Origin of the sequence: Entomohabitans teleogrylli, from assembly GCF_001484765.1 — a bacterium.
GTDB lineage: Bacteria > Pseudomonadota > Gammaproteobacteria > Enterobacterales > Enterobacteriaceae > Entomohabitans > Entomohabitans teleogrylli.
The window spans coordinates 207,655-232,345 of the sequence record NZ_KQ947376.1 but is presented as its reverse complement, the minus strand read 5'-3'; the positions used below and the strand labels follow the sequence as shown (position 1 = coordinate 232,345).

Sequence of the window (24,691 nt, the reverse complement as noted above, 5' to 3'; positions counted from 1 at the left end):
CCCCTTTCTCTGTTCTACGTATCTTTTCGTGCACGCGGATTTTCCGTGAGATTTCTCATAACTTCCGGTTAGCGTCTACGCTTGGTGGAGGTTCTGATCACAACAAGGTGATGGAGAAACTATGAGTTCATCGTGTATAGAAGAAATAAGCGTACGGGACAATGAATGGTACCGTATCGTTAGCGAAATGCTCAGCCACGCGGGGATTGAAATCAACGGCCCCGCCCCCGGGGATATCCAGGTTAACAACCCGAATTTTTTTAAACGGGTGCTTCAGGAAGGTTCGCTGGGGCTGGGCGAAAGTTATATGGACGGCTGGTGGGAGTGTGAACGACTCGATATATTCTTCAACAAAGTCCTGCGCGCCGGCCTCGAAAAACGTCTCCCCCACCACCTGAAAGACACCCTGCGTATCCTGTGCGCGCGTCTGTTCAACCTGCAATCGCGCAAGCGCGCGTGGATTGTCGGCAAAGAACATTACGATCTCGGTAATGACCTGTTCAGCCGGATGCTGGATCCGTATATGCAGTACTCCTGCGCTTACTGGAAAGAGGCCGATAACCTGGCGGATGCCCAACAGGCCAAGCTGACCATGATCTGCGAAAAACTGCAACTCAAACCGGGCATGACGCTGCTCGACATTGGCTGCGGCTGGGGAGGTCTGGCGGAATTCGCCGCCCGCCGCTACGGGGTGAGCGTGCATGGCGTCACCATCTCCGCCGAGCAACAAAAAATGGCCTGTGCCCGCTGCGCGGGGCTGGATGTCACTATCCTGCTACAGGACTATCGCGATCTGCAACAGCAGTACGATCGTATTGTCTCGGTCGGCATGTTTGAGCACGTCGGTCCGAAAAACTACGCCACCTACTTTGATGTGGTGGAAAGCAACCTGAAGCCCGATGGTATTTTCCTGCTACACACTATTGGTTCGAAAAAAACCGACAACAATGTCGATCCGTGGGTGGGTAAATACATTTTCCCCAATGGCTGCCTGCCTTCGGTACGGCAAATCGCCAACGCCAGCGAACCACACTTTGTCATGGAGGACTGGCACAATTTTGGGGCTGACTACGACAAAACGCTAATGGCCTGGTACGAACGCTTCCTCGCCGCATGGCCGGAGATCGCCGACAACTATTCCGAACGCTTTAAGCGGATGTTCAGCTACTACCTGAACGCCTGCGCTGGCGCTTTTCGGGCGCGCGATATTCAGCTCTGGCAGGTGGTGTTTAGCCGCGGTATCGAAAACGGCCTGCGCGTGCCGCGCTGAGGGCGCCGCTCCCCTGAAAAATCCCGCCCTGCGTCGGCGGGTTTTTTATTTCAGACCAACGAGAAAAGCGTGCGGCGCCGGACTGGCGCCGCGAAAATTTCAGGCTTTGTGTCCGGCGTCCACTACCGCCTGATGCCCCCCATCCCGGGAAGCCAGCACCCGTTCTACGGTGTCCACTACCGCCTGGGTCTGAGGATCGATTTCAATATTGACCCGCTGCCCCAGCCGCTTATTGCCCAGCGTGGTGCGCTGCAGAGTTTCGGGGATCAGATAGACACAAAAACGCGTCGCCGTCACCTCTCCCACGGTCAGGCTAATACCGTCAATGCCGATAAACCCTTTATAAAGGATATACTTCATCAGGGTCGGGTCCTGAAGCTTAAACCAGATTTGGCGGTTGTTTTCGGTAGTCAGTATTTTGACCACTTCCGCGGTGGTCATAATATGGCCTGACATCAGATGGCCGCCAATTTCATCGCTGAACTTAGCCGCCCTTTCAACATTCACCACGTCGCCGGGCTTAATATCGCCAAGATTGGTAATACGCAGCGTCTCTTTCATTAAATCAAAACTGACGTTGTTGCCGTCAATATGGGTTACCGTCAGACAGCAGCCGTTATGCGCCACCGATGCGCCCGTTTCCAGCCCGGGAAGCAGCGCGTCGGGTAGCGCCACCACGTGGGTGCGAAAATTAGGTTTTTCCTCAATGGACAGCACTTTGGCCGTTCCCTGAACAATACCGGTAAACATGTCAAACTCCTGGCTTGCGCTAAAGACGATAAGCAGAGATTTTACCCGCCGTACGCGGCAATAGATACCGGAAAAAACTGTTGCGCGCCGGCTGCGCCACAGATCCGTGGTTATTTTGCTGGCGTAATAGTTAAGTCTCGCTACAATACTCAGGCAACTTCCCCCGTTATTTCTTTTCGCTGCCCATTGAGGCGGTTTTTTTATCTCTCTTATAACAACAATCAAAGGTGTACACGTGCAGAAGTATGTTATCGAAGCGCGTCAGCTATTGGCTCTGGCTATCCCGGTCATCCTTGCCCAGGTTGCGCAAACGGCAATGGGTTTCGTCGATACCGTGATGGCCGGAGGCTATAGCGCGACCGACATGGCCGCGGTGGCGATTGGTACCTCTATCTGGCTGCCGGCGATTCTCTTTGGCCATGGACTGCTGCTGGCCCTGACCCCGGTTATCGCGCAGTTAAACGGCTCCGGCCGCCGCGACAGGATCGCCCATCAGGTGCGTCAGGGGTTCTGGCTGGCGGCTATCGTCTCGCTCATGGTGATGGTGGTGTTGTGGAACGCCGGCTACATTATCCGCGCCATGCACAATATCGACCCCGCCCTCGCCGATAAAGCGGTCGGCTACCTGCGCGCCCTGCTGTGGGGCGCGCCGGGATATCTGTTTTTCCAGGTTGCCCGTAACCAGTGCGAGGGGCTGGCGAAAACCAAGCCCGGTATGGTGATTGGATTTATCGGCTTGCTGGTGAACATTCCGGTCAACTATATCTTTATTTATGGCCATTTCGGCATGCCGGAACTGGGGGGCGTTGGCTGCGGCGTGGCCACCGCCGCGGTCTACTGGGTGATGTTCGCGGCAATGCTTTACTGGATCAAACGCGCCCGCTCGATGCGCGACATTCGCAATCCCGGACATTTCGGCAAACCAGACAGCGCGGTGATGCTGCGCCTGGTCCAGTTGGGGTTGCCGATCGCTCTGGCGCTGTTCTTTGAGGTCACGCTGTTCGCCGTGGTGGCGCTGCTGGTTTCCCCGCTGGGGATTGTCGACGTAGCGGGCCACCAGATCGCCCTCAATTTCAGTTCTCTGATGTTCGTGCTGCCGATGTCGCTCAGCGCTGCGGTAACCATTCGGGTCGGGTTCCGGCTGGGCGAAGGTTCGACGCTCAACGCGCAAACCTCGGCGTGGACCGGCCTCGGGGTGGGCGTTTCCATGGCCTGCCTGACGGCGCTGTTCACGATTTTGTTCCGTGAACCAATCGCCCTGTTGTACAACGACAATCCCGAAGTTATCACGCTGGCGACCCAGTTGATGCTGCTGGCGGCGGTGTACCAGATTTCCGACTCTATCCAGGTGATCGGCAGCGGTATTCTGCGCGGTTATAAAGATACTCGTTCTATTTTCTTTATCACCTTTATCGCCTACTGGATCCTCGGGCTACCGAGTGGATATGTGCTGGCGTTGACCGATCTGGTGGCGCCGCGTATGGGTCCGGCGGGGTTCTGGATTGGCTTTATCATCGGCCTGACATCGGCGGCAATCCTGATGATGGCGCGGATGCGCTGGCTGCAAAAACAGCCTTCCGGCTGGATTCTACAGCGCGCCGCGCGTTAACCGATGCGCCACTGCGTCATCAGCGGCGTCAGACGGTGAACCCGGGAGGAAAAAACGCATTTTCCCCCGGGTAGTTACCCGCCCAAAATCACGATATTGATTTTCCGTGTGCGTTATCGGGTAATATCTGCCCGTTCGCCAGTGAGATGAGATTGCTCATCATCCGGCGCCGCTGCGCCGCCAGCGGCGTTTTTTTCACCGGTCTGCGCAGATGCGCAGCAATCGCGTGATTAATGGAAGAAATTTGCCGTTTACCCCTTGCCAGGGGCCGGTAGTGCCGCTAATATTCGTCCCCGCTGTCCTGGACAGCCGTTGCGTTCATAGCTCAGTTGGTTAGAGCACCACCTTGACATGGTGGGGGTCGTTGGTTCGAGTCCAATTGAACGCACCATTTTGCGTTTATAGCTCAGTTGGTTAGAGCACCACCTTGACATGGTGGGGGTCGTTGGTTCGAGTCCAATTAAACGCACCATTTTGCGTCCGTAGCTCAGTTGGTTAGAGCACCACCTTGACATGGTGGGGGTCGATGGTTCGAGTCCATTCGGACGCACCAGATTTTTGCTGGTTCCGCGCGTTAACGCATTTCTTCTCTTTTCCTTCTTACGTTTGCCCTGTGGATAGTTCTAATCCGCTTGTCGCTGGCGCTGCTTCAGTCCCTGTTCCAGTTACGTGACTCCATCCCTGTAGCAATTGTAGTTACTTCCCATGCTCGCCGGAAATGATGGCCCGTCAGCGATATCCTGCAAAAGCGAAATAACCGCGCCAGCGGACTATCCATTCCGGGTATTACAGATTCACCAGGCTTACTGACACGCTTATCAGCAAACAGTCAAATTACTGACAGCCGCCACGTATACAGTAGTAAGGAAAATATCACCTGCTGTAGAAGGAAAGTTGATGAAACTGCTGTTAGTGGAAGATGAGGAAACCGCCTCTTTGTATATCACCCTGGCGCTCAAAGAACAGGGATACACCATCGATGTCGCGAATGACGGACGCGAAGGTTTATATCTGGCGACAGAATACGACTACGACGCCATTATTCTTGATGTTACGCTCCCCCTTCTCGACGGTTTTCAAATCCTTGATACGCTGAGAAGAACAAAACAAACCCCGGTACTCATCCTGTCCGCCAGAGACAGTCTGGATGAAAAAGTTAAAGGGCTACAGCTGGGCGCCGACGACTATCTTACCAAGCCCTTCTCACTGATTGAACTCAGCGCGCGCCTGCAGGCGCTTCTCCGCCGTCGCTCCATAGACCGCCAGGGCATCTCCCTGTTCCAGTTACACGATCTGCAGTTAGACCTGTTATCCCGAAAAGTTATCCGCAGCGGGGTCCGTATCGAATTAACCCAGAAAGAATTTGCGCTCCTCAGCCTGCTGGTCAGATATCAGGGGCAGATATTGTCAAAAATGATGATTGCCGAACGGGTCTGGGATATGAATTTCGCCAGCGATGCCAATGTCGTTGAGGTGGCGATTAAACGCCTGCGATCGAAGGTAGATACTCCTTTTGCGGTCAAACTGCTCCATACCGTAAGAGGAATGGGTTATGTGCTGGAACTGCGCGATGAGCCGGACCGGAACATGGAGATGTATTAACCTGACTCAGCCGTTCTGGTGCGCCAGAATCGATAATTATCCTTCTGACGAATTGAAATCATTAATTCCATAAATGATAAAAATCACTCATTATAAATTTCGCGAAATTAATTATCGCCTGACGTCGATATCAGATCATTTACTTATTTATCAACGGCACAAATTATTAAAAAATCGTCAACACAGCCTGACCGAATCCAGTTAATATCGAAAACGAAAACAGGTATTCATTATTCATCAAGGAGCAGGCATGGCATATAAAATAACAACACCGGCTATTTTATCCGGCGTGACGCTGGTATTGACGTCATTAACATCCCGGGCAGAAATAACTCTACTGGAACAAAATCCACAGGCTGGCGATCCATTGAGTCGTCTGAGTTTTACCGTTGGTGGAAGTATTCGCCCGCAATTCAATAATATGACTGGCGACAGCGATAACGGTTCCTTTCGGCGTAACGGTTTTGACGGCGGTACCCGTTTCCGCTTCGCCGCCGATTATTATCTGTTTGATGATATCAGCTGGATTAGCTATTACGAACTCGGGGTTAATATTCCGGCGCTGTTTGACTGGGAAAATCACTATGCCGAAGGGGCGAATAATACCTCACGACGCATGTTATATACTGGCCTGAAAAGTGATACATGGGGTACGTTAACCTTCGGTCAGCAAAACAGTATCTATTATGATGTGGTCGGCGTGAAGACCGACATCTGGGACTATGGAATGGTCGCCCAGGCGCCGGGCAACGGTATCCACGGTGACTACGATGGTTCTTACCGCTCGCGTAATATGTTGAAATACCAGAAAACCGTCGCGGATATTGATCTTTATGCCGCCTACTTATTTGCAGATTCCGAATATTTACCGGGCAACGGTCTACGTTATAAACGTAAAGGCGGCAGTTCGCTGGGGATTAATTATCGCCTCACTGACGATCTCGACTGGGGCGCGGCGTGGAACTACACCCGGGGCGAAATGCGCGATCCGTCAGGCGCCGGCAATAAAACCTATAATCAGAACCTGCTGGGTACCGCCATGACATGGATGCCGGATAACTGGACCTTTGCTTTCAGCGGCGGCTGGTACCAGAATTTCCTTACCACCAGAAGAGCCGATGTATTTAATTACTTTGCTGATGATGCCTGGGGTATTGAATACTTTGCCGGTTATACTTTTCCGATTGACCAATATGCGATCAAATCCATCCAGACCTACTTTATGGGGGATCATCTGGACTATATTAATGGCCGCAACTACCAGCGCATCGATAATGGTGTTGGGATTAGCGTTAAGCTGGACTATGGTTTGCGCGTCGATTATGAGCACGTATTTACCTCCAGTACCGACAATCTCGGCGATATGAATCTGGTGCGTCTGCGTTACGACTTCTGATTGAAAGAAATGAAATAGTCTACGGCTGAATACTCAGCACAGCCTGTGCCGCCTGATAATTATCATTACCAGGCGGCGCAGAGCAATATAAAGCGGCGGAATAAAATATCCATAACCCTGCCCTGTCAGGTTATCGCGTTCAGTAAATGAACGAAGGCGTATTCTGGCGCTCTGTAAAGAAATTAACCAGCGATAGCCACAGATTATTTTTGTCTGCGTCGGGACATTCGATAACGCAGTGGGGGTTGATGATATTTTTGCGAAAATGCGCGCGTAAAAGATTGCTGTGAATCAAATCCATATTTATCACATATGATAATTATACTTTCATTAGTTTCAACCAGGTCCTTTGCCGCCTGAAGCAGTTTCTTATCCCGAATGTACTGCCCGAGACTGATATTCATCACCTGGGTAAAAATACGCTGTAGATGCCATTTCGAATAGCCGGCGCGTATCGCCACATCTTCGATGCGCAGCGGTTTATCAAGATTGCTATCTATCCAGTGGGTAATCTCCTCCATCACGCTTTTTGATTTCAGCATACCTTACCACTTAGCGTCATTGCCCCTCTCCACCTGGTATCACCGCTGCCCGCGCAGAAAACTGCCTGTCGCCAGCAGACGTATTGAGTTCAACAATAACGACTATACCTGCGCTGGCTGACAGACAGCTGACAGCCAGCGTGCTTCTTTGTCATCATTGCCGGCGGGCAGAAGGCAGGATGAATCTGCTGCGGGCTGTGCTTCGCCGTCGTGACGCTCATCACCTCTTCAGCCTTTAGGAACTCTGGCGGATTTTCAGGCCCAGTGGCCGGGCCTTAATTTGCAGTTTCGGGTGCGCGCCTGCACGGTGGATTTTAATGAAGAGCGCGTGGATCTGGCCATCTACTACGGCGCGGCGCGCTACCCCGATTTGCATCAGGAGCGTCTGATGGCGGAAACCCTGCAGCCGGTCTGCTCTGAGGCTTACCAGCAGCAGCACCGGCTGACCTCTGCGGATCGGCTGAGCGCCGCCGGCAAACTGGTGGCCATTGGCGATCAAACGGTCGCTTCGCCGTTCGGCTATGACCTGATTTGCCCGAAAGAGAACCTCGCCCGCCCGCGCTTTCGGGCCTTCAGTGAATGGCTGAGATCCCAGTGTCGCGCCGATATGCCGGCACCGGTGGGCCGTTAATTCTTCGCCACCGCGCGTTAGTACTCAAAAAAACCACAGCGATAGCCGCAACCGACTATCGGGGTTTGCGCAAACACCAACATTTAACATTTCAATATCAATTTATTCATACATGATCACATTTTAAACACAACCGGCTAGGTGTGCATATTGTCATGTTGTATACAAGTTGGGCTTGTCATCTGAGCCCTATATATAACAACATCACCCCTGGAGAGGCTGCACACAATGAACAGCAAAAGATTCAAGTTGCTCGGCGGTATCCTCGGCATCGCGCTGGTCGTCACGCTGGCCGTTGTCGGTAAAAACGCTAATGAGGGAAAAACCTTTCTCTCGGTCGCTACCGCATCAACGGGCGGCACTTACTACCCTATCGGCGTCGGACTCGCCAACGTATGGAGTAACGCCCTGAAGGAACAAGACGTGCACGTGACCGGTCAGTCATCCGCCGGTTCGATCGAAAACATCGATTTGATGCAAAAGAACGAAGCCCAGTTATCTATCCTGCAAAGCCTGATGGCGGTCGAGGCCTGGGAAGGCGTACGCAATTTTGCGGGGCGACCGTATAAGGATTTACGCAGCATTTCCATGCTGTGGCCCAACGTCGAACACTTTGTGCTGATGGACAACAAATTAAACAGCGGCAACCTCAGCGATATCGGCGCCACCCGTTATTCGGTGGGACCGCAGGCCAGCGGCACCGAACAATCCACGATGATCATTCTGCAGGGCGTACAACTCAGCAAAAAGAACATCGATCCGGAATACCTCGGTTACGGCGACACGATTTCCGCCATGCGCGACGGACGTCTCGACGGCGGCGCGCTCCCTGCCGGGGTTCCCGCCTCCGCGGTGACCGACATGTACGCCAGCGGCGTCCGCGCCCGGCTGCTCGACGTGACCGACGAACAACTGGAAGCCATCAACGAGGTGGCCAACTCATGGTTTCGCTTCGTGATCGCCCCGGATACCTATCCAAACCAGAAACAAGCGGTCAATACCATCGCTCAGCCAAACATTCTCACTACCACCCGCTTTCTCGATGAAAAGACCGTCTACACCCTGACCAAAGCCATGTTTGAAAATCTCGATGCGGTCCATGGCGTTCACAGTTCGGCGAAATACATCTCCCTGGAAAATGCCCTCAAGGGCGTAGGGGTGCCGCTGCACATCGGCGCCTGGCGCTACTACCGTGAAGTCGGTATCGCCATTCCCGATGAGCTAACGCCGCCGGAAGCCAAAACTCTGGCGGACACCACCACCGCACAGCGAGGATAACATCATGAGCACTCACTCTGTTTCCGCCCAGGATCTGGATAAAGAAGCCGGATCCGGCAGCCGCGAACTGACCGGCATTTACCTGAAAATCACCATGGTGCTGGCGATTGCCATTTCGCTGTACGCCATCTGGTCCAACGCTCTGTCTAACTCCCAGGAGTTCTACCGTAATACCATTTTTCTGATAGGTATCCTGTGTCTCGGGTTCATTCTGTTTCCATTTTCGAAACGCCACGCCACCCCGACGTTTAACGTCTGGGATTATCTGTTCATTGCCCTGACGCTGGTGGCTTACGGCTATTTTTACCTCTACTACTATGACCTGCACGTCGTGCGCAAAAGCATTCCCGACACTACCGATTATGTGATGGCCGCCATCGGCATCGCGGTGCTGTTTGAAGGCGCGCGCCGCACCACCGGCTACTTTATCCCCGGGCTTGCGACATTTGCGATTATCTATGCCATGTTCGGGCAGTATTTCCCCGGGATTTTCGGCCACGCCGGTTTTTCCGCCGAACGCCTGCTGTACCGACTGTTTATGACCAGCGAAGGGATCTTTGGTATTACGCTGTCTACCGCCTCGACGGCAATTGTGGTGTTTATTCTGTTCGGCGCCTTCCTGAGCGTCAGCGGCGCCACTCTGCTGTTTAACGATCTGGCGATGGCGGTAGCCGGACGGCGCCGCGGCGGCCCGGCGCAGGTCGCGGTGATCTCCTCGGCGTTAACCGGCTCGCTGAGCGGCAGCGCGGTGGCCAATGTCGCCACTACCGGCACCTTCACCATCCCGCTGATGACCTCCATTGGCCTGACGCCGCGCTTCGCCGGCGCTGTTGAAGCCACCGCCTCCACCGGCGGGATGATCATGCCGCCAATCATGGGCGCGGCGGCGTTCATTATGGCCGGGTTCCTCGGTATCTCGTACAGCACCATTGTGATCGCGGCGATCATTCCGGCGCTGCTTTACTACGCCGCGTTGATCATCGCCATCGACTTTGAAGCCAAAAAGCAGGGGCTTAAAGGGATCAGTAAAGAGAATATTCCCCAGGTGAAAGCGATCCTCAAACAGCGCGGGCTGCTGCTGCTGCCGCTGGTGATTGTGATCGCCACCCTGCTGATGGGACGTACGCCGATTTACGCTGGCTTTCTCGGGATTATTTCGATTATTGTCGCCAGTTGGCTGTCACTGGATACCTCGGTGCGCATGACGCCGAAGAAAATCGCCTGGGCCCTGAATGAAGCGGCGCGCGGCGCGATTCAGGTCACGCTGGCCTGTGCGGCGATTGGCGTTATTATCTGTGTGGTGACCATGACCGGTATCGGCTCCACCCTCGCCTTTAATATCGTAGCCCTGACCGGCGGCACCCTGTGGCTGATTCTGCTGGTGGTGATGCTGGTGTGCATCGTTCTGAGTATGGGACTGCCCTCGACGGCGCTGTATATCGTGGTGGCGGTGACCGCTTCGCCGATCCTGATTCAGGCAGGCGTCAACCCGCTGGCGGCCCACTTCTTCGTCTTCTGGTTCGGCGCGCTGTCCAATATCACCCCGCCAGTGGCGCTGGCCAGCTATACCGCCGCCAGTATCGCCCGCTCCGACCCGATGAAAACCTCGTGGACCGCCGTCAAGCTGGCGCTGCCCGGGTTCGTGATCCCCTTTATACTGGTCTACAACCCGATGCTGTTAATGCAGGGCGCTGATATCAACGTTATTTCGGTTATCCATATGATTGGCAGCGCCCTGGTGGGTATCTACGCCCTGTCCGCCGCCACCAGCCAGTTCTGGAGCATTCGGACCAACTGGCTGGAAAACCTGCTGTTGATTAGCGCCGCGCTGCTGCTGATTAAACCCGGTCTGTATACCGATATCAGCGGGCTGGCTTTGATCGGCGTCGCCGCCCTCAGCCACCTCGCCCGGCGTAAAAAACAGGCTGCCGCCCCCCCTCTGACACAAGGTGAACTGGAGTGATAAAAAAAGTAACCCGTCATAAAGCGTCGCATCAGATACTCGATCAGCTTAAGGAGAAGATCCATGACGGCACCTATCCGGTGGGCAGCAAGCTGCCCTCGGAAAACGAACTGGCTGACGCTTTTGGCGTCAGTCGGGTACCGGTGCGTGAAGCGTTGGGGATGCTGGAAATCAGCGGGATCGTCTCGTCGCGTCAGGGAGGCGGTCACACCGTGGAAAACCACTCGCTGCTGACCGAATACTCACCGCTGAAAATGGAGATAGCCAGCGCTGATGAGGTCAATGCCCTGCTGGAAATGCGCGAAATCCTCGAAAAAGAGGCGGCCAGTCTGGCCGCCACGCGGCGCAGCGACGCTGACCTGCAGATTATTGAGCAGGCGCTGGCGGCGTTTAAACGCACCGCCGGGAAAAAACAGCTGATCGGCCACGAGGAAGACTACCAGTTCCATCGCGCCATTATGCTGGCCAGCCATAACCCGTTTTTGCTGCAAATCCTCGACAATATGCACGAGCTGTATCTTGGCGCGCTGATCTACTCCCTGCAGCACAACCTTGGCAACGATAGCGAACGCCAGCGGGTTATTCAGGAACATGAGCAAATTTATCATGCCATCAGAGAAGGTGATGCGCAGTTGGCGGGACTGGAGATGCTGCGCCATCTGAGCAATGTGAAACGGAAACTCAAACATCAAAACGCCAGGAAACACTGACTATGTATGACTACCTGATTATCGGCGCCGGCATTGTTGGACTGGGCGTCGCCAATGCGCTACAGGAGCAAAATCCTGATGTGCGTATATTAATTATCGAAAAGGAAACTGCCCCTGCCATCCATCAGACCGGACGCAACAGCAATGTGGTGCATTCCGGTATCTACTACAAACCCGGAAGCCTGAAGGCGCGACTGGCTAAGAAAGGCAATACGGCGATTTATGACTTCTGCCGGCAGCACGGGCTGTTCCACGATCGCTGCGGCAAAGCCATTGTGGCGACCCGCCCGGAAGAGCTGCCGGAGCTGGAAAAGCTCTACCAGCGCGGGCTGGAGAACGGCCTGCAGGTCAGCCGACTCACCGAAGAGCAACTGAAAGCCCGCGAACCTTACGTCAATGGCGTCGCCGGGCTGCTGGTGCCAGATGCCGGTATCGTCAACTACCGGGAAATCGCCAGCACCCTGGCGCGGCTGATTACCGAACGCGGCAGCGATATCCGCTACGGCCACGCGGTGACCGCCATTGAGGAACAGGGCCAGTCGGTGCGGGTAACCACCACTGAAGGGCGCTTCGAAGCGCGCTGGTTAATCAACTGCGCGGGTCTGTTCTGCGACCGTATTGCCCGCATGGCCGGCTACCCGGTGGATATGCGTATTATCCCGTTTCGCGGCGAATATTATGTGATGGACAGCTCCCGCAACCACCTGGTCAACCACCTGATCTACCCGGTCCCTAATCCGGACTTTCCGTTCCTTGGGGTACATTTTACGCGCATGTATAACGGTAAACGCGACGTAGGCCCTAACGCGGTGCTGGCGCTGCGCCGTGAAGGCTATAAAAAATCGGATATCAGTCTGCGTGATACGCTGGATGTGCTCAGTTGGCCGGGATTCTGGAAGATCGCCCGCAGCTATTTTGGCGAAGGCATGGCGGAGATGCAGCGCTCATGGAGCAAAAAACGTTTTGTGGAGAGCGCCCGCCAGTTGATTCCGGCGCTGGAAGAGCGCGATATCCACCCGGGTCCCGCGGGAGTGCGCGCCCAGGCGCTGACCATCGACGGCAAACTGGTGGATGATTTTCATATCGTCAAAGGACGACGCTCGCTGCACGTCTGTAACGCGCCTTCCCCGGCGGCCACCGCCTCTCTGGAAATTGGCCGCGAAATTGTCGCCTCGTGGCTGACATGACGGCCCGCCAGCGGGCGGCTATTCCGCCGTCCGCTAAGCGCCGTAAAATCCATTCATCGCCAGCATCAGCAGCGGCGTGGTCACCGTCGACAGTACCGTGGTGATCAGCATCGCGGTGGCGGTTTCCCCCTGCATCACATTAAATTTCTGCGCCATCAGGTAAACATTGACGCCGACCGCCATCGATCCCAGCAGTACCACCACCAGGCTCTCCTGCACCGGCAGATTCACCAGCAGCGCGATCCCCCAGATAACCAGCGGCAGCAGCAGCAATTTCAGCGCGCAGATAGTGTAGCTTTCCCGCAGCCCCTGCTTGATTTTATAGCGCGACAGACTCATTCCGAGCGTCACCAGCGAGAGCGGCGCCGAGACCTGGCCGAGCATCGACACCGGAGTATCAATAATCACCGGCAGCGGGCGCTGCAACAGACTCCAGGCAAAGCCGGTAAAAATACCGATAATAATCGGATTGCGCAGTACGCTGGCCAGGGTGGCGAGGATCCCGGACACCGACAGGCTGCCATTGCGCGCCCACTCCACCGACACCGTCACCAGCGTCCAGAGGATCAGGCTGTTAAACACCAACACCAGCGCCACCGAGGGCAGCGCCGCGGTGCCGAGCAAAATCGTCGCCACCGGAATGCCGAGCATTACATTGTTGGAGAAGATGCCGCCAAGGGCGAACACCGGCGCGGAGACCGGCGCCAGGCGGAAGGTATATTTCGCCAGCAGCCTCCCCACCAGATAAACCACAAAGCAGCCGCCAAAATAGGCGACCAGCAGACGCACATCCACCGCCGGGCTCTGGTAAAACTGGCTCATCACCTTAAACAGCATGCACGGCAACGCCACGGTAAAACAGAAGCGGTTCAGCCCCTCATTGACCGAGGCCGGCCAGCCGGCGAAGCGCCCCAGTCCATAGCCGGTGGCTATCAGAATAAATAGCGGTGACGACAGCACCACCTGGTGGGAAAGTTGCCCGAAAAAACTCACTGTCTCCATTATCCAACTCGCTTCCTTCTGACGCCAACTGACCAGGCAGTATAGGGGATTCCCGCTGCGCCGTCAGTGGGTTGACTGGACAAAGCGCCCTGGGCGTTCGCCTGATGTGACTTTGGTACTCGACGCGATGATCCGGGGCAGACTGCCGCTTACGGCCGTACGCCCTCTGCGCGCCGCATGGCCGCTCGCCAGGTTTAAAGATAGCAATTTAAAAAGTAATCGATTACATTTTAGTTTCTGGCGCAAAGGGTTGTATGCCAGAACACTCTAACTCACGAGGAAATCACATGACTGCTCCCGTTCGCGTCGGCCTGCTGGGCTATGGCTATGCCAGTAAAACTTTTCACGCGCCGCTTATCAACGCCACGCCGCAGATGGAGCTGGCGGCGATTTCCAGTAGTAATGCGGATAAAGTCGCCGTCGACTGGCCGCAAGTCCGGGTGCAGGCAGACCCGCAGGATTTAATCAACGATCCGACGCTGGATTTGATTGTTATCCCCACCCCGAACGATACCCATTTCCCGCTGGCGAAAGCGGCGCTGGAGGCCGGTAAACACGTGGTGGTGGACAAGCCTTTCACCGTTACCCTCGCCGAAGCCCGGGAGCTGGAAGCGCTGGCTCAGCAGCGTCAGTTGATTCTGTCGGTATTTCATAACCGCCGCTGGGACAGCGATTTCCTGACCCTGCGCGGGCTGGTGGAGCAGGACACCCTCGGCGAGGTGGTGTATCTGGAGTCCCATTTTGACCGCTGGCGCCCGGAAATCCGCCAGCGCTGGCGCGAACAGGGCGGCGCCGGTAGCGGTATCTGGTACGATCTGGCGCCGCATCTGATCGATCAGGCGCTGGTGTTGTTCGGTATGCCGACCGCCATTACTGCCGATCTGGCGCAGTTACGCCCGGGGGCCCAGGCCACCGACTATTTCCACGCTATTCTCTCCTGGCCCGAGCGTCGGGTGGTGCTACACGGTACCGTACTGGCGGCCGCCGAGTCCCCGCGCTACGTGGTGCACGGGCGGAAAGGCAGCTATGTGAAATACGGGCTCGATCCCCAGGAAGAGTGTCTGAAACAGGGGCAGCGCCCCGGCGAAGCGGCCTGGGGAGAAGATACTCGCCACGGCGTCCTGACCCTGGCCGGCGGCGAGGGGCTTCGCGAGCAACCGCAGGCAACGCAGCCTGGCAACTACCCGGCTTACTATGCGGCGATTGGCGCCGCGGTGCGCGGCACCGGCGAGAATCCGGTTCCCGCCAGCCAGGCTATCAATGTGATGCGTCTGATTGAATTGGGCATCGAATCAGCCCGCCGCCAGAGCACCCTGCCGGTTGCCTGAGCGGCCCCGGGGCGCAGTGAACCGGGCGCGGGGTATCATTGCCCTGCGTCGCTTGATTCAGAAAGTGCCCGCCATATCGCCTCAAAGCCAATGCTTTTGAACGATTCAGACTGTTCCGGGTGCCCGCTGGCAAACTCCATAGTGGTTTCCGCCAGGCTGAAGAAAATCGCATCGCCGAACAGGCGGTTTTCCGGCCGCAGAAACTCGTCACTGATACAGTGCCGGGACAGTTCATGTAGCTCCGGGTAGAGTTCTTCGCAGCGCTGGTGCGTTTCCACAGTGATCTTGTCGGAAACCGCCAACTGGCGCATCGCCTGGTGATAAACCGGGTTCGCCAGCCCCCAGTCGATAAGGCTGTTCCACACCTGGCGGGTGCGGGATTTCATGTCCACATCGCGCGGCATATTAGCCATCATTGCCCGGCACAGCCCCTGCTTGAGATGAAAAAATACTTCATTGAGTAACTCATCTTTGGTTGAGTAATAGCGAAACAGCGTACCTTCCGCCACACCGGCCTGGCGCGCTATCTGTGCCGTAGAGGCCACGACGCCGGAACGAGCCACCGCGCCGATCGCCGCTTCCAGCAACGCCATTTTTTTATCCTCACTCCTCGGTCGAGCCACTCAATATCCCCCTCTCAGACAAAATGATGCGTGATTGAAACATGCCAGCCGCCTGGCTGCAATAAGCGGCGCGGTGATGCGTAATTGTGCTTGACGACAGATTCATCGCATCTATAATGAGTGCCTACTCACTCATTATGAGTGTGCGCTCTGAATAATTCAAGTTGCGGGGACACAATCCACGCCCTGCCGCCTGAAGTATAACGGATACAGCAGGACCAATCAGAAGCAACACTCTGGTACTCGCGCTCATAGAGCGCCATCGCAACAGGGTCGTGGCGATGACGCGCAGTTTTAAGGATCACCCTTTTCCGCCACTGGCGGCCACAGTTTTAGCGCCCTGTTTCGGGCGTCGGTACTTTGTTCCGAAGGGAGAAACATTATGGATATACCTGCTCAGGTTATCGAAACTCTGCTGGTCTGGATTGACAAAAATCTCGACAAGCCGTTGCGTATTGAAGACGTGTCGCGCCATGCCGGGTATTCGCGCTGGCATCTGCAGCGTATGTTCCTGAAATACACCGGGCAAAATCTCGCCCGCTATATTCGCGAACGTAAGCTGACGCTCGCCGCCCGGGATCTGCGCGACACCAATGAGCCGGTGTTTGAAATCTGCATCAGATACGGGTTTGATTCCCAACAAACCTTTACCCGCCTGTTTTCCAAAACCTTCCTGCAACCGCCGGGCATGTATCGCAAGTCCTGCGCCGCGGTGATATAGAGCGTGCGCTGAATGCTATTCTGAAGAGGTATTAAACGTTTACCGCGCCGGGTTATCATAGTGATAACCGGCGTTAAACAAAGGATAGCCCACTTGCTAAAAATGATTCTGGCCACCGCCCGGGACCGGGCGCGACTGGCGGAGATCTCCGCCATTCTGATCCGCTATGGACTCCAGGATGTCGTGCGCCTGCTCGGACTGAGCGGGTTAATCGGCAAGATTTCCGGCCACACGCAGCCAGACGATACCCGCCCCCTGCCCGAACGCCTGTGCGCCGCGCTGGAAGAGGCGGGCCCGACATTTATAAAGCTGGGCCAGATACTGGCCACCCGCAGCGACCTGCTGGAACCGGCGTGGACCGATGCGCTCAGCCAGTTGCACAGCAGCGCCCGCCCGCTGCCGTGGCATGTACTGGAACCCCATGTTCACCAGGCGCTGGGAGCTGCGCCGGAAACGGTTTTCGCCTGGTTTGACCAACAGCCGCTGGCCAGCGCCTCTATCGCGCAAATCCACCGCGCGCGCCTGCACGGCGGCCAGGAAGTGGTGGTGAAAATCCAGCGTCCGGAGCTGGAAAAAACCCTGCGCGCCGATCTGCGGCTGCTGCGCTTTCTGGCGGAAACTATCGAACAGCAAAGCCCCGAACTGGCGCGCTTTCGCCCACAGCAACTGGTGCTGCATCTTGACACCGCCCTCAGTCAGGAACTGGATTTTTGTTATGAAGCGGCCAACGGCGAGCGGATACGCGAACAGTTTCGTGATGCGGATGAAATAGCGATCCCGCGAATTTACTGGCAGTGGACCACGCCGACGCTACTGGTTCAGGAATATCTTCCCGGCACCACCCCGCATAATCCTCAACAGTTAGCCGACGCCGGTTTTGACGGCGCCCTGCTCGCCCAACGCGGCGCGGCGGCATTTCTCAAAATGGTGATCGAGCATCGCTTATATCATGGCGATCCGCACCCCGGAAATGTGATGGCGTTGCCCGGCAACCGGGTGGGATTCATTGATTTTGGTATGGTCGGCCATCTTAGCGAAACCCGGCGTAACGAATTGCTGTCGCTGCTGCACGCCCTGAGCGAGCGCGATGCCGGCGGGATCGTCAATGCGCTAATCGCCTGGTGCGAACCGGGCGAATTATCGGTTACAGAACTGGAACTGGCGGCCAGCTATTTTCTCGATCGCCAGGGCAGCGTGCCCCTGCAGCTCGGTAAAGCGCTCACCGATATGCTGGCCACCGCGCGCGAATGCTGCTGTTTAAAGCGCTCATCACCGCCGATGGGGTACTGAAACGCCTCGATCGCCAGTTTGACATTGTCGCCACCCTCAAACCGTTGATTCAGGCGCAGGTCGCCAGGCGTTACACCGACTACGCCAGCAGACGCCGCCTGATGCAACTGGGCAGTCAGGTGCTGGACAGCAGTCAGTCCCTGCCCCAGACGCTACGCCTGATATTGCGGCGCCTGCGCCACGGCAGGCTCCAGGCCGATATCGCGCTCACTAATCTGGACAAGCTGGGTAAATCGCTGGAAAGCGCGGCCGCCACCCTGGCGATCGCTATCGTCACTGCCGCCTTTGCCCTGGCGCTGGCGCCGTGGCTGATGAACAGCGATGTCCGGATACTGGGGATCCCTCTGTTTCCGCTGCTCGGCGCCGGCTGCTTTTTCTTTGGCGCCGGCTGGCTGCTATGGCGGCTACGCGGTAAATAGACTATTGCCGAAAAGCCCGCGCGAGCGACCAGGGACGCGAAATAACAACAGACGATTTGCCAGACAGGAGGGAGATGACGGTTTGCCGGAAGCGGCGGACTGGCGTTATCCAGCCAGAAATCCGAACCGGCCAGCGCCGGTCCGGGTCAGCACAGTAGTAATTACTGCATACCCATCGCTGATTTCATCTGCGCCAGCGCATCAACACCCTGCTGGCAGGCTGCGGTTTTGCTTTCTGCCGGCAGCGTTTCCATCTGGGTTTTCGCCTGATCCAGTTGCTGCTTCAGCATATCGGCCTGTGCTTTGGTCGCATCGCTCTCCGACAACTGAGTCACCAGAGCATTCATTTCGGAGAAATATGTCTCGCAGGCATCACTGGCCGCCAGTACAGAGAAAGAAGACATTAAAATAACGCCAGAAAGTAAAATCTTTTTCATCCTGAATCCTTATTAATCATAGAAAATATCTGGCATATCGCGATATATCAGATATTGAGTCCGGAAATTGCCGGCAATACGCTTGTTTGCGGCAGCGCGGATCGTAACAGGCGCCGGGGATGAAAGACTAAACCATTCCCAAACGCGCCTGACAACTCAGATATTTCCATTCCGATCGCTGCTGCATATTTTCAGCGTAATATGTCGCGAATAAGGCATATTCTGCAAACGGCAGCACAAATACGCGCCGTGTGATACCAGACGGTGCTATTCCTGTATTCGGCGCCAGAATTATCGAATAATTATTTGCATCAATCGTCGCGCTATCTTTCCCCCCGCACACCCGCCCCTGAATAATTTATGAATATTACTCATAATGCTTATCCCTGACAGGTGATTATCAATCCATAGAAAGCCGATAATATAATTGAGATTTAACGCTGTGCCTGATGCCGGACGGTAACTGGCATCGTAACCTGAAAGGATGAAGAGGTTGACCGATGAAAAAAACAATACCCGTTAAAACACTCAGCACCGCGGCTTTACTGATCGTCAACAGCATTGGTGTCTTACATGCCGCCCCTGTGACCCCGGCAGTATCAGAAATAAGCCAGCAGTCGACGGTGTCCGCAGCGCTGTCGGCACGCCAGCAATCTATTCCGGTCATCGCCGCCTTTATGGCGAACAGCAATATGGAAAAGCTTAATGCCGCGCTTAACCAAGGGCTGGACGCCGGGCTGACTATCAATGACGCTAAAGAAATCCTTATTCAGCTCTATGCCTATTGCGGGTTTCCGCGCAGCCTTAATGCCCTGAATGAACTGATGAAGGTGATTGACGCCCGCCAGCAGCGCGGGATCAGCGATGAGGTCGGGAAAGAGCCGCAGGCCCCTGTGCCTGTCGGCGATGAACTGCGCCGCGTTGGTACCGCTAACCAGACGCGCATCTCCGGCGCGCCGGTGCAGGGTCCCCTGTTTGAATTCGCGCCTGTCATTAATCAGTTCCTGCAAAGCCATCTGTTTGGCGATATTTTTGCCCGCGACAATCTGGACTGGCAAAGCCGCGAACTGGCGACGGTCGGCGCACTGGCCGCCACGCCGGGGGTGGAGTCGCAGTTGTTGTCGCATATGCGCGCCAGCCTGCGGGTTGGACTGACGGCAGACCAGTTGCGCCAACTGGCAGAGGTGCTACGCGGGAACGGAGAAAGCGCCGCCGCCGCGCGGGCAGAACAGGCGCTACAGCAGGCACTGGCCAGCGCAAGCTGAACAGATGCCAGCGCTGATGAGGAAATCAGCGTCAAAACAGGCGTGAAAATCGGCTGGCAGGGAAGGTTTTCAGAACATATTCCTGCGGCCCGACCAGGCTGCCCCATCAGTTTAATCATCGCCAGCCGAAACAGCAGACAGGGTTCAGTTCCATTAATGAATCCTGCTTATTAACCGTCCACTGGGGTGAGCAACTTCCATCCGGAGCGGATTGCGGACCTTATTGCCTTCAACAACATTGTGCCTGCGGTAAACGAGATTGTAATCAACTACTGTGCCGTGTATGCGCAACTGCGGTATCCTGCCCGAAGCGTGGACGCCTTTGCAGAAGGGAAAAACCATCTGTTCAAATATCTCCCGTTAACCGCGATCGGCGAAAAATATGAATTGCTCAGCAATGAAGGCCGAATCTAAATAATGATAAATATTATACCCCGGTGGTACACCGGGGTAATGGATTAAAAATTACTTTGTCCCATAGAACGCTTTAAGCACATCAATCGTTTGTGCCACTGCTGCTCTTGTCGGAGCTGTGTCTGTTAAGCCATTTAACATCATAAAGTCATGAGTGGTGCCATTATAACGAACCGCTGTCACTTTCACCCCGGCGTCTATCAGTTTCTGCGCATAGGCTTCTCCCTCATCACGCAGAACATCATTTTGATCGGTAATAATAAACGTTTCCGGTAACCCGGAGAGCTCTTCAAGGCTGGCCTGTAACGGCGAGGCGAGCTTTTCACTGCGTTTGGCTTTATCTGGGGCATAGGCATCCCAGAACCATTCCATCGCTTTTTTGGTTAACCAGGGACCTTCAGCAAAACTGGTATACGACCCATCATCAAATTTAGCATTCGTCACCGGGTATAATAACACTTGCAAACCCAGCTTCGGTTCATTTTTATCCTTACTCATTATCGCGATAGCGGTCGCCATATTCCCGCCAACACTATCACCGGCAATGGCATATTTATCTTTGGAAAATTTATACTTATCAGCATCCTTAATCAGATCCTGTATTGCGGCATAAATTTGATGGAGCGGTTTAGGATACTGAGCTTCAGGAGAAGGGGTATAAATAATACTGGCAACAGCGATTTTAGCGCCTGCGGTAAATTCTCTTAACAATCTATCGTGCGTATTTTCATCCCCCAGAACCCAACCTCCGCCATGAACATAAAAGAGTACCGGGAGCTCACTCTCTGTGCCTTTCGGCCGCGTAATGCGTACTTTTACATCACCAAGAGATTCTCCCTGCGCCAGAGTAATATCTTGCGTATCCACATCAGGTTTTTGTACCGGCTTTGCCTGAGCGTCTGCCAGCACTTTTCTGGCATCCTTGTAGCTGAGCTCATACAAAGGCGTTTTTGTCGCTGCAGCCACCTCATCCATAAATGTCTTAACATCTTTATCGAGCCATGGATGCTGGGATGTCGGGGACTCATCCCCTGTTGTTGCCGACAATGCCACGCCGGAAACAGCCATTAATCCAGCAGTTATAAGCAACAGCTTGACTTTATTCATAATAACGGCCTCAATGAGTTATTAAAACGATGGTTTGCCAAAGAACAATAATTTCAACAGGTATTTGCTTTTTTTGCACATTATTGCTACGGGCTGATAGTTAACCCTGTGCCAGGGTAACTAATATGAATATTAGAGGGCCGCTATTACTTTTGCAGATTATTTCTGCGCTCCGCCGTTCGGCTCTTCACCTCCCATTCCACGGAGAAATGACAGGCGTCTGATTGTGATACATTTTTCGTTGATATATAAAAATCAATATATTACAATAAGATTGAATAGCCCCCCATTCATAGTTCCCGCAAACTTTCCGATAAAGTACCAGTCTGAACAGGTTTATTCACTAATGAAATCCACATCCGAATTTCATTATTTATGAAAGCCATATTCTTAGTGTGAAAATAATGATCGTCAGTCATAAACCGCCACCCGATGGCTCTACGAGAGGCGGCGCGTAACAGACGAAGGTGCCCTTTTTTTGTTCAGAAGGCAGCCGCCCGGCGATAAGGAGACCTTCCGTAAGCCCTTACCTCCCTCACTTAATGATGCAGCATCTCATCAACAATCTGATCTTTGCTCAGCGAATAAGGGTAAAACGTCGGCCAGTTCTCCATCTCTTTCAGTAACGCATCCTGAGACTGGTTACCCATATAAATGTGAAAATGCTGCGACTGGCGCGGAGCGATTATATGATCGCTGAATTGAACATATTTCGGCGCCTGGCTGTTTTTATCCGAACATTCAAACAGGTAACGCACGCCCTTTTTCCCGGAAGCATAGTGCAGGATTTTAAAACCTGAATAGGTATAATCGCAGGCCGCCACTGTTTTCCCGGTATGGAATTCAATGACATTATTTTCAATGCCGATCATATCAATATCGGTGGCATACCCCGTTTTATAATATGCCCGATACTGCTCTACCGTCTTATCCCCCTTTTTAGCTTTCTGCCTGAGGACCGGATCCAGGGTGCCATCCAGCAACCAGGGATTAATCGACTGCCAGACCCCATCCCAGTCGCTGAGGGAGCGCGCTTTGACATTAGCATCGTCAAAAACCCCTTCACTGGCCTGGCGCTCCATTTCCGACATCGGCACTCCATGGTCGTGGTGGCTGTGAGCAAACGCCGCAGTGCTGGTGAACAGCATGCCGGCACTGAAAACTACGCCAGAAATTTTTCTTATCATAACGCCCTCCTGAGCAATCAATAGCACCAAAAGATAAACGTTATAACATAACAATTAAAAATGGCAATATTGATAAAATTGATGCTCTGGAACGGTCACATCAGTCAGTTCTGCATTTCTCATTTTACCCAAAAAAATACGCCACCCTTACGGATGGCGTATGGAATATAAACCTGAAGCAGCCCGTTTCAGGGCAAGGCTTTTTTCAGGCGCGCAACTGCCTGTTCCAGCTCGCTGCGGGTCGGCGTCGCATAGGACAGACGCAGGGTCCGTTTATCCGCATTATCGCTGTAGAAGAACTCGCCCGGAACATACACCACCCCTTCCTCCAGGGTGCGGGAAAGCCACGCAGTGGTGTCAAAGTCGTAACGGAATGTCGCCCACAGGAACATCCCCCCCTGCGGCATATGGAAAGTAATATGCTCGCCCAGTTCGCGGTTCATCTGCTCCGCCAGGAAGTGACATTTATCCCGGTATGCCTCGCGGATCATGCCAATCTGATCGGCCAGACGATTAAGCGAAAGGTAACTGGCGGCCATCGCCTGCGACTGGGCGCTGGTATGCAGATCGGTAGCCTGCTTAACAATCGCCGCTTTCTGGCGAATCCAGTCCGGCAGCACTACCCAGCCAACCCGTAGCCCGGGCGCCAGGATCTTGGAAAAAGTAGAAGTATAAATCACATGCCCGTCAGCGCCGGCTTCCGCGGCATGCTGATACAACGTTTTAAAGGTCTGGTCGGTAAAATTAATTTCGCCATAGGGATCGTCTTCGATAATGACGAAATTGTACTGCTTCGCCAGCTCCACCAGCTTACGACGCCGCGCATCGCTGAGCACCACCCCGCCCGGATTGCCGAAAGTCGGGACAATATAGACCATCTTCACAGACTGGCTTTGCAGCAGAATTTCCAGCTCATCGACAATCATGCCGTCTTTATCGGTGCCGACTGAGCGGATATCCGCCTGCGACAGTTGTAGCACCTGCAGGGCCGCGAGATAAGTCGGGCGCTCAACCACCACTTTATCGCCGGGGTTAACCAGCGTTCTGACCAGTAAATCCAGCGACTGCTGGGAGCCGGAGGTCACCAGAATATTGTCGATACCGGCGGTAATGCCGCGTCCGCGGCACAATTCGCTGATAGCTTCGCGTAGCGGCGGGAAACCTTCGCTCAGGCCGTACTGGAACGCATCCAGAAAATGCCCTTTCATTACCTTGTCAGTGGCCATCTCCAGACCGGTTCTGTCAAACAGTTCAGGGCTGGGAATGCCGCCGCCGAGCGAGATCACCCCCGGCATTTTACTGTGTTTTAACAATTCCCGGATGGCGGAAGGTTTAAGCGCCTCAACGCGTTTTGCCAGATGTTGTTGTAACATACTTTATCCTGCTTATTTTTATTTAGCTGATATTTCCAGCCAGATCATCGGTTGCGATCTGGAATTATTTCTTTATCCATTCCCTGCAATGGTGATAACCACTTTCAGCCACAAGGCAAAGAGCAAGGATCATTCTCTTAACCCGCTTTATATGCCAGGAATCAGCCGGGCAGACCCACAGCGTCTGCCCGGCTGCAAATACAATACTCCGTAATATCCGCCAGGCAAAGCGTGTCGGAAAAGTTATTTATTTCACTATTACGCGTTCCATGGCATATCAGCAGCAGAAAATAGTTATCAATGGCGATACTTAATCACCGTGAAAAATAATTGTCTTCCGCGTCAGAAATAACTGACTGCTGCGCCGCAAATTACCCCTGAAATAGGCCAATCGCCGGCGTTTCCCCATAGCGGCATATCCCCCGTCACAATATGCTATGCTCTCCCCGGCCCGCCGCAACGCTTTCCCGCCAGGCGCGGCGCTTTTCAGCGGCAACCGGAGAAGCGGGCAGATGGATGATTGAATACCCGGGACGTAATTTTGGCCATAATGGTGAACGAATAACAATTTTCCATTAAAGAGATAC

At 54.4% G+C, this 24,691-nt stretch carries 19 protein-coding genes, 3 tRNA genes and 3 pseudogenes; 17 read left to right on the top strand and 8 right to left on the bottom strand.

Annotation, left to right across the window (positions count from 1 at the left end):
• The first annotated feature begins 121 nt into the window (after positions 1 to 121).
• A complete protein-coding gene (gene cfa / locus AQ981_RS01095; protein ID WP_058909905.1) occupies positions 122 to 1,270 on the top strand; it encodes a cyclopropane fatty acyl phospholipid synthase in 1,149 nt (382 codons plus the stop codon).
• 99 nt (positions 1,271 to 1,369) lie between these two features.
• On the opposite strand, the gene AQ981_RS01090 is transcribed toward cfa, so the two are convergent.
• On the bottom strand, positions 1,370 to 2,020 hold the full coding sequence (locus tag AQ981_RS01090; protein ID WP_058909904.1) for a riboflavin synthase: 651 nt from the start codon (positions 2,018 to 2,020) through the stop codon (positions 1,370 to 1,372).
• A gap of 235 nt (positions 2,021 to 2,255) precedes the next feature.
• On the opposite strand from AQ981_RS01090, the gene mdtK reads away from it, so the two are divergent.
• The 6 genes from mdtK (at position 2,256) to AQ981_RS01060 (ending at position 6,627) form a co-directional block, all read left to right on the top strand.
• Positions 2,256 to 3,629, top strand: coding sequence for an MdtK family multidrug efflux MATE transporter (gene mdtK, locus AQ981_RS01085; protein WP_058909903.1), 1,374 nt, complete (start codon positions 2,256 to 2,258; stop codon positions 3,627 to 3,629).
• A gap of 314 nt (positions 3,630 to 3,943) precedes the next feature.
• A tRNA-Val gene (locus AQ981_RS01080) sits at positions 3,944 to 4,020 on the top strand.
• Positions 4,021 to 4,024: 4 nt separating this feature from the next.
• Positions 4,025 to 4,101 (top strand) — tRNA-Val (locus tag AQ981_RS01075).
• 4 nt (positions 4,102 to 4,105) lie between these two features.
• A tRNA-Val gene (locus AQ981_RS01070) sits at positions 4,106 to 4,182 on the top strand.
• Between the two features lie 344 nt (positions 4,183 to 4,526).
• A complete protein-coding gene (locus tag AQ981_RS01065) occupies positions 4,527 to 5,231 on the top strand; it encodes a heavy metal response regulator transcription factor (protein ID WP_058909902.1) in 705 nt (234 codons plus the stop codon).
• Between the two features lie 250 nt (positions 5,232 to 5,481).
• Positions 5,482 to 6,627 (top strand): porin, encoded by a 1,146-nt coding sequence (locus AQ981_RS01060; RefSeq protein WP_058909901.1) that lies wholly within the window; start codon positions 5,482 to 5,484, stop codon positions 6,625 to 6,627.
• Between the two features lie 203 nt (positions 6,628 to 6,830).
• Here AQ981_RS01060 and AQ981_RS01055 read toward each other — a convergent pair whose 3' ends face one another.
• Complete coding sequence (locus tag AQ981_RS01055) at positions 6,831 to 7,148, bottom strand: helix-turn-helix domain-containing protein (RefSeq protein ID WP_420809733.1); 318 nt, start codon at positions 7,146 to 7,148, stop codon at positions 6,831 to 6,833.
• 265 nt (positions 7,149 to 7,413) lie between these two features.
• On the opposite strand from AQ981_RS01055, the pseudogene AQ981_RS01050 reads away from it, so the two are divergent.
• The 5 genes and pseudogenes from AQ981_RS01050 to lhgO form a co-directional block, all read left to right on the top strand.
• Positions 7,414 to 7,800: pseudogene (locus AQ981_RS01050) on the top strand (LysR substrate-binding domain-containing protein); the annotation flags it as partial.
• 228 nt (positions 7,801 to 8,028) lie between these two features.
• The gene (locus AQ981_RS01045; protein ID WP_058909898.1) at positions 8,029 to 9,078 is read left to right on the top strand and encodes a TAXI family TRAP transporter solute-binding subunit; all 1,050 of its coding nucleotides are present in this window, start codon (positions 8,029 to 8,031) and stop codon (positions 9,076 to 9,078) included.
• 4 nt (positions 9,079 to 9,082) lie between these two features.
• Entirely contained in the window at positions 9,083 to 11,041 is a 1,959-nt protein-coding gene (locus AQ981_RS01040) for a TRAP transporter permease (protein ID WP_058909897.1), read from the top strand.
• Positions 11,038 to 11,751, top strand: coding sequence for a FadR/GntR family transcriptional regulator (locus AQ981_RS01035; protein WP_058909896.1), 714 nt, complete (start codon positions 11,038 to 11,040; stop codon positions 11,749 to 11,751). Before AQ981_RS01040 ends, AQ981_RS01035 begins: the two co-directional genes overlap by 4 nt.
• Positions 11,752 to 11,753: 2 nt before the next feature.
• The gene (lhgO, locus tag AQ981_RS01030; protein WP_058909895.1) at positions 11,754 to 12,938 is read left to right on the top strand and encodes an L-2-hydroxyglutarate oxidase; all 1,185 of its coding nucleotides are present in this window, start codon (positions 11,754 to 11,756) and stop codon (positions 12,936 to 12,938) included.
• 33 nt (positions 12,939 to 12,971) lie between these two features.
• Here the strand turns inward: lhgO and AQ981_RS01025 are convergent, their stop codons facing one another.
• Positions 12,972 to 13,940 (bottom strand): AEC family transporter, encoded by a 969-nt coding sequence (locus AQ981_RS01025; protein ID WP_058909894.1) that lies wholly within the window; start codon positions 13,938 to 13,940, stop codon positions 12,972 to 12,974.
• A gap of 287 nt (positions 13,941 to 14,227) precedes the next feature.
• On the opposite strand from AQ981_RS01025, the gene AQ981_RS01020 reads away from it, so the two are divergent.
• A complete protein-coding gene (locus AQ981_RS01020) occupies positions 14,228 to 15,268 on the top strand; it encodes an oxidoreductase (protein WP_058909893.1) in 1,041 nt (346 codons plus the stop codon).
• A 35-nt stretch (positions 15,269 to 15,303) separates the two neighbouring features.
• On the opposite strand, the gene AQ981_RS01015 is transcribed toward AQ981_RS01020, so the two are convergent.
• Positions 15,304 to 15,891, bottom strand: coding sequence for a TetR/AcrR family transcriptional regulator (locus AQ981_RS01015; protein WP_058909892.1), 588 nt, complete (start codon positions 15,889 to 15,891; stop codon positions 15,304 to 15,306).
• 382 nt (positions 15,892 to 16,273) lie between these two features.
• Here AQ981_RS01015 and AQ981_RS01010 point away from each other — a divergent pair, with 382 nt between their 5' ends.
• Both AQ981_RS01010 and AQ981_RS01005 read left to right on the top strand, forming a co-directional pair.
• Positions 16,274 to 16,612 (top strand): RamA family antibiotic efflux transcriptional regulator, encoded by a 339-nt coding sequence (locus AQ981_RS01010; RefSeq protein ID WP_058909891.1) that lies wholly within the window; start codon positions 16,274 to 16,276, stop codon positions 16,610 to 16,612.
• Positions 16,613 to 16,705: 93 nt separating this feature from the next.
• Positions 16,706 to 18,321, top strand: a pseudogene (locus AQ981_RS01005) (ABC1 kinase family protein).
• A gap of 161 nt (positions 18,322 to 18,482) precedes the next feature.
• On the opposite strand, the gene AQ981_RS01000 reads toward AQ981_RS01005, so the two are convergent.
• The gene (locus tag AQ981_RS01000) at positions 18,483 to 18,758 is read right to left on the bottom strand and encodes a DUF5339 domain-containing protein (RefSeq protein ID WP_058909890.1); all 276 of its coding nucleotides are present in this window, start codon (positions 18,756 to 18,758) and stop codon (positions 18,483 to 18,485) included.
• A 500-nt stretch (positions 18,759 to 19,258) separates the two neighbouring features.
• Between AQ981_RS01000 and AQ981_RS00995 the strand changes: the two genes are divergently transcribed.
• On the top strand, positions 19,259 to 20,023 hold the full coding sequence (locus AQ981_RS00995; RefSeq protein WP_058909889.1) for a carboxymuconolactone decarboxylase family protein: 765 nt from the start codon (positions 19,259 to 19,261) through the stop codon (positions 20,021 to 20,023).
• 183 nt (positions 20,024 to 20,206) lie between these two features.
• Positions 20,207 to 20,407: pseudogene (locus AQ981_RS27965) on the top strand (aldo/keto reductase); the annotation flags it as partial.
• Between the two features lie 81 nt (positions 20,408 to 20,488).
• Here AQ981_RS27965 and AQ981_RS00985 read toward each other — a convergent pair.
• The 3 genes from AQ981_RS00985 to AQ981_RS00975 form a co-directional block, all read right to left on the bottom strand.
• Entirely contained in the window at positions 20,489 to 21,544 is a 1,056-nt protein-coding gene (locus AQ981_RS00985; protein ID WP_071608775.1) for an alpha/beta hydrolase, read from the bottom strand.
• A gap of 539 nt (positions 21,545 to 22,083) precedes the next feature.
• Positions 22,084 to 22,731, bottom strand: a complete 648-nt coding sequence (gene zinT, locus AQ981_RS00980; RefSeq protein WP_058909886.1) for a metal-binding protein ZinT — start codon at positions 22,729 to 22,731, stop codon at positions 22,084 to 22,086.
• Positions 22,732 to 22,919: 188 nt separating this feature from the next.
• Positions 22,920 to 24,104 carry an aminotransferase-like domain-containing protein gene (locus AQ981_RS00975; RefSeq protein WP_058909885.1) on the bottom strand — a complete coding sequence of 395 codons (1,185 nt, stop codon included), beginning with the start codon at positions 24,102 to 24,104 and terminating at the stop codon, positions 22,920 to 22,922.
• Positions 24,105 to 24,691 lie beyond the last annotated feature (587 nt).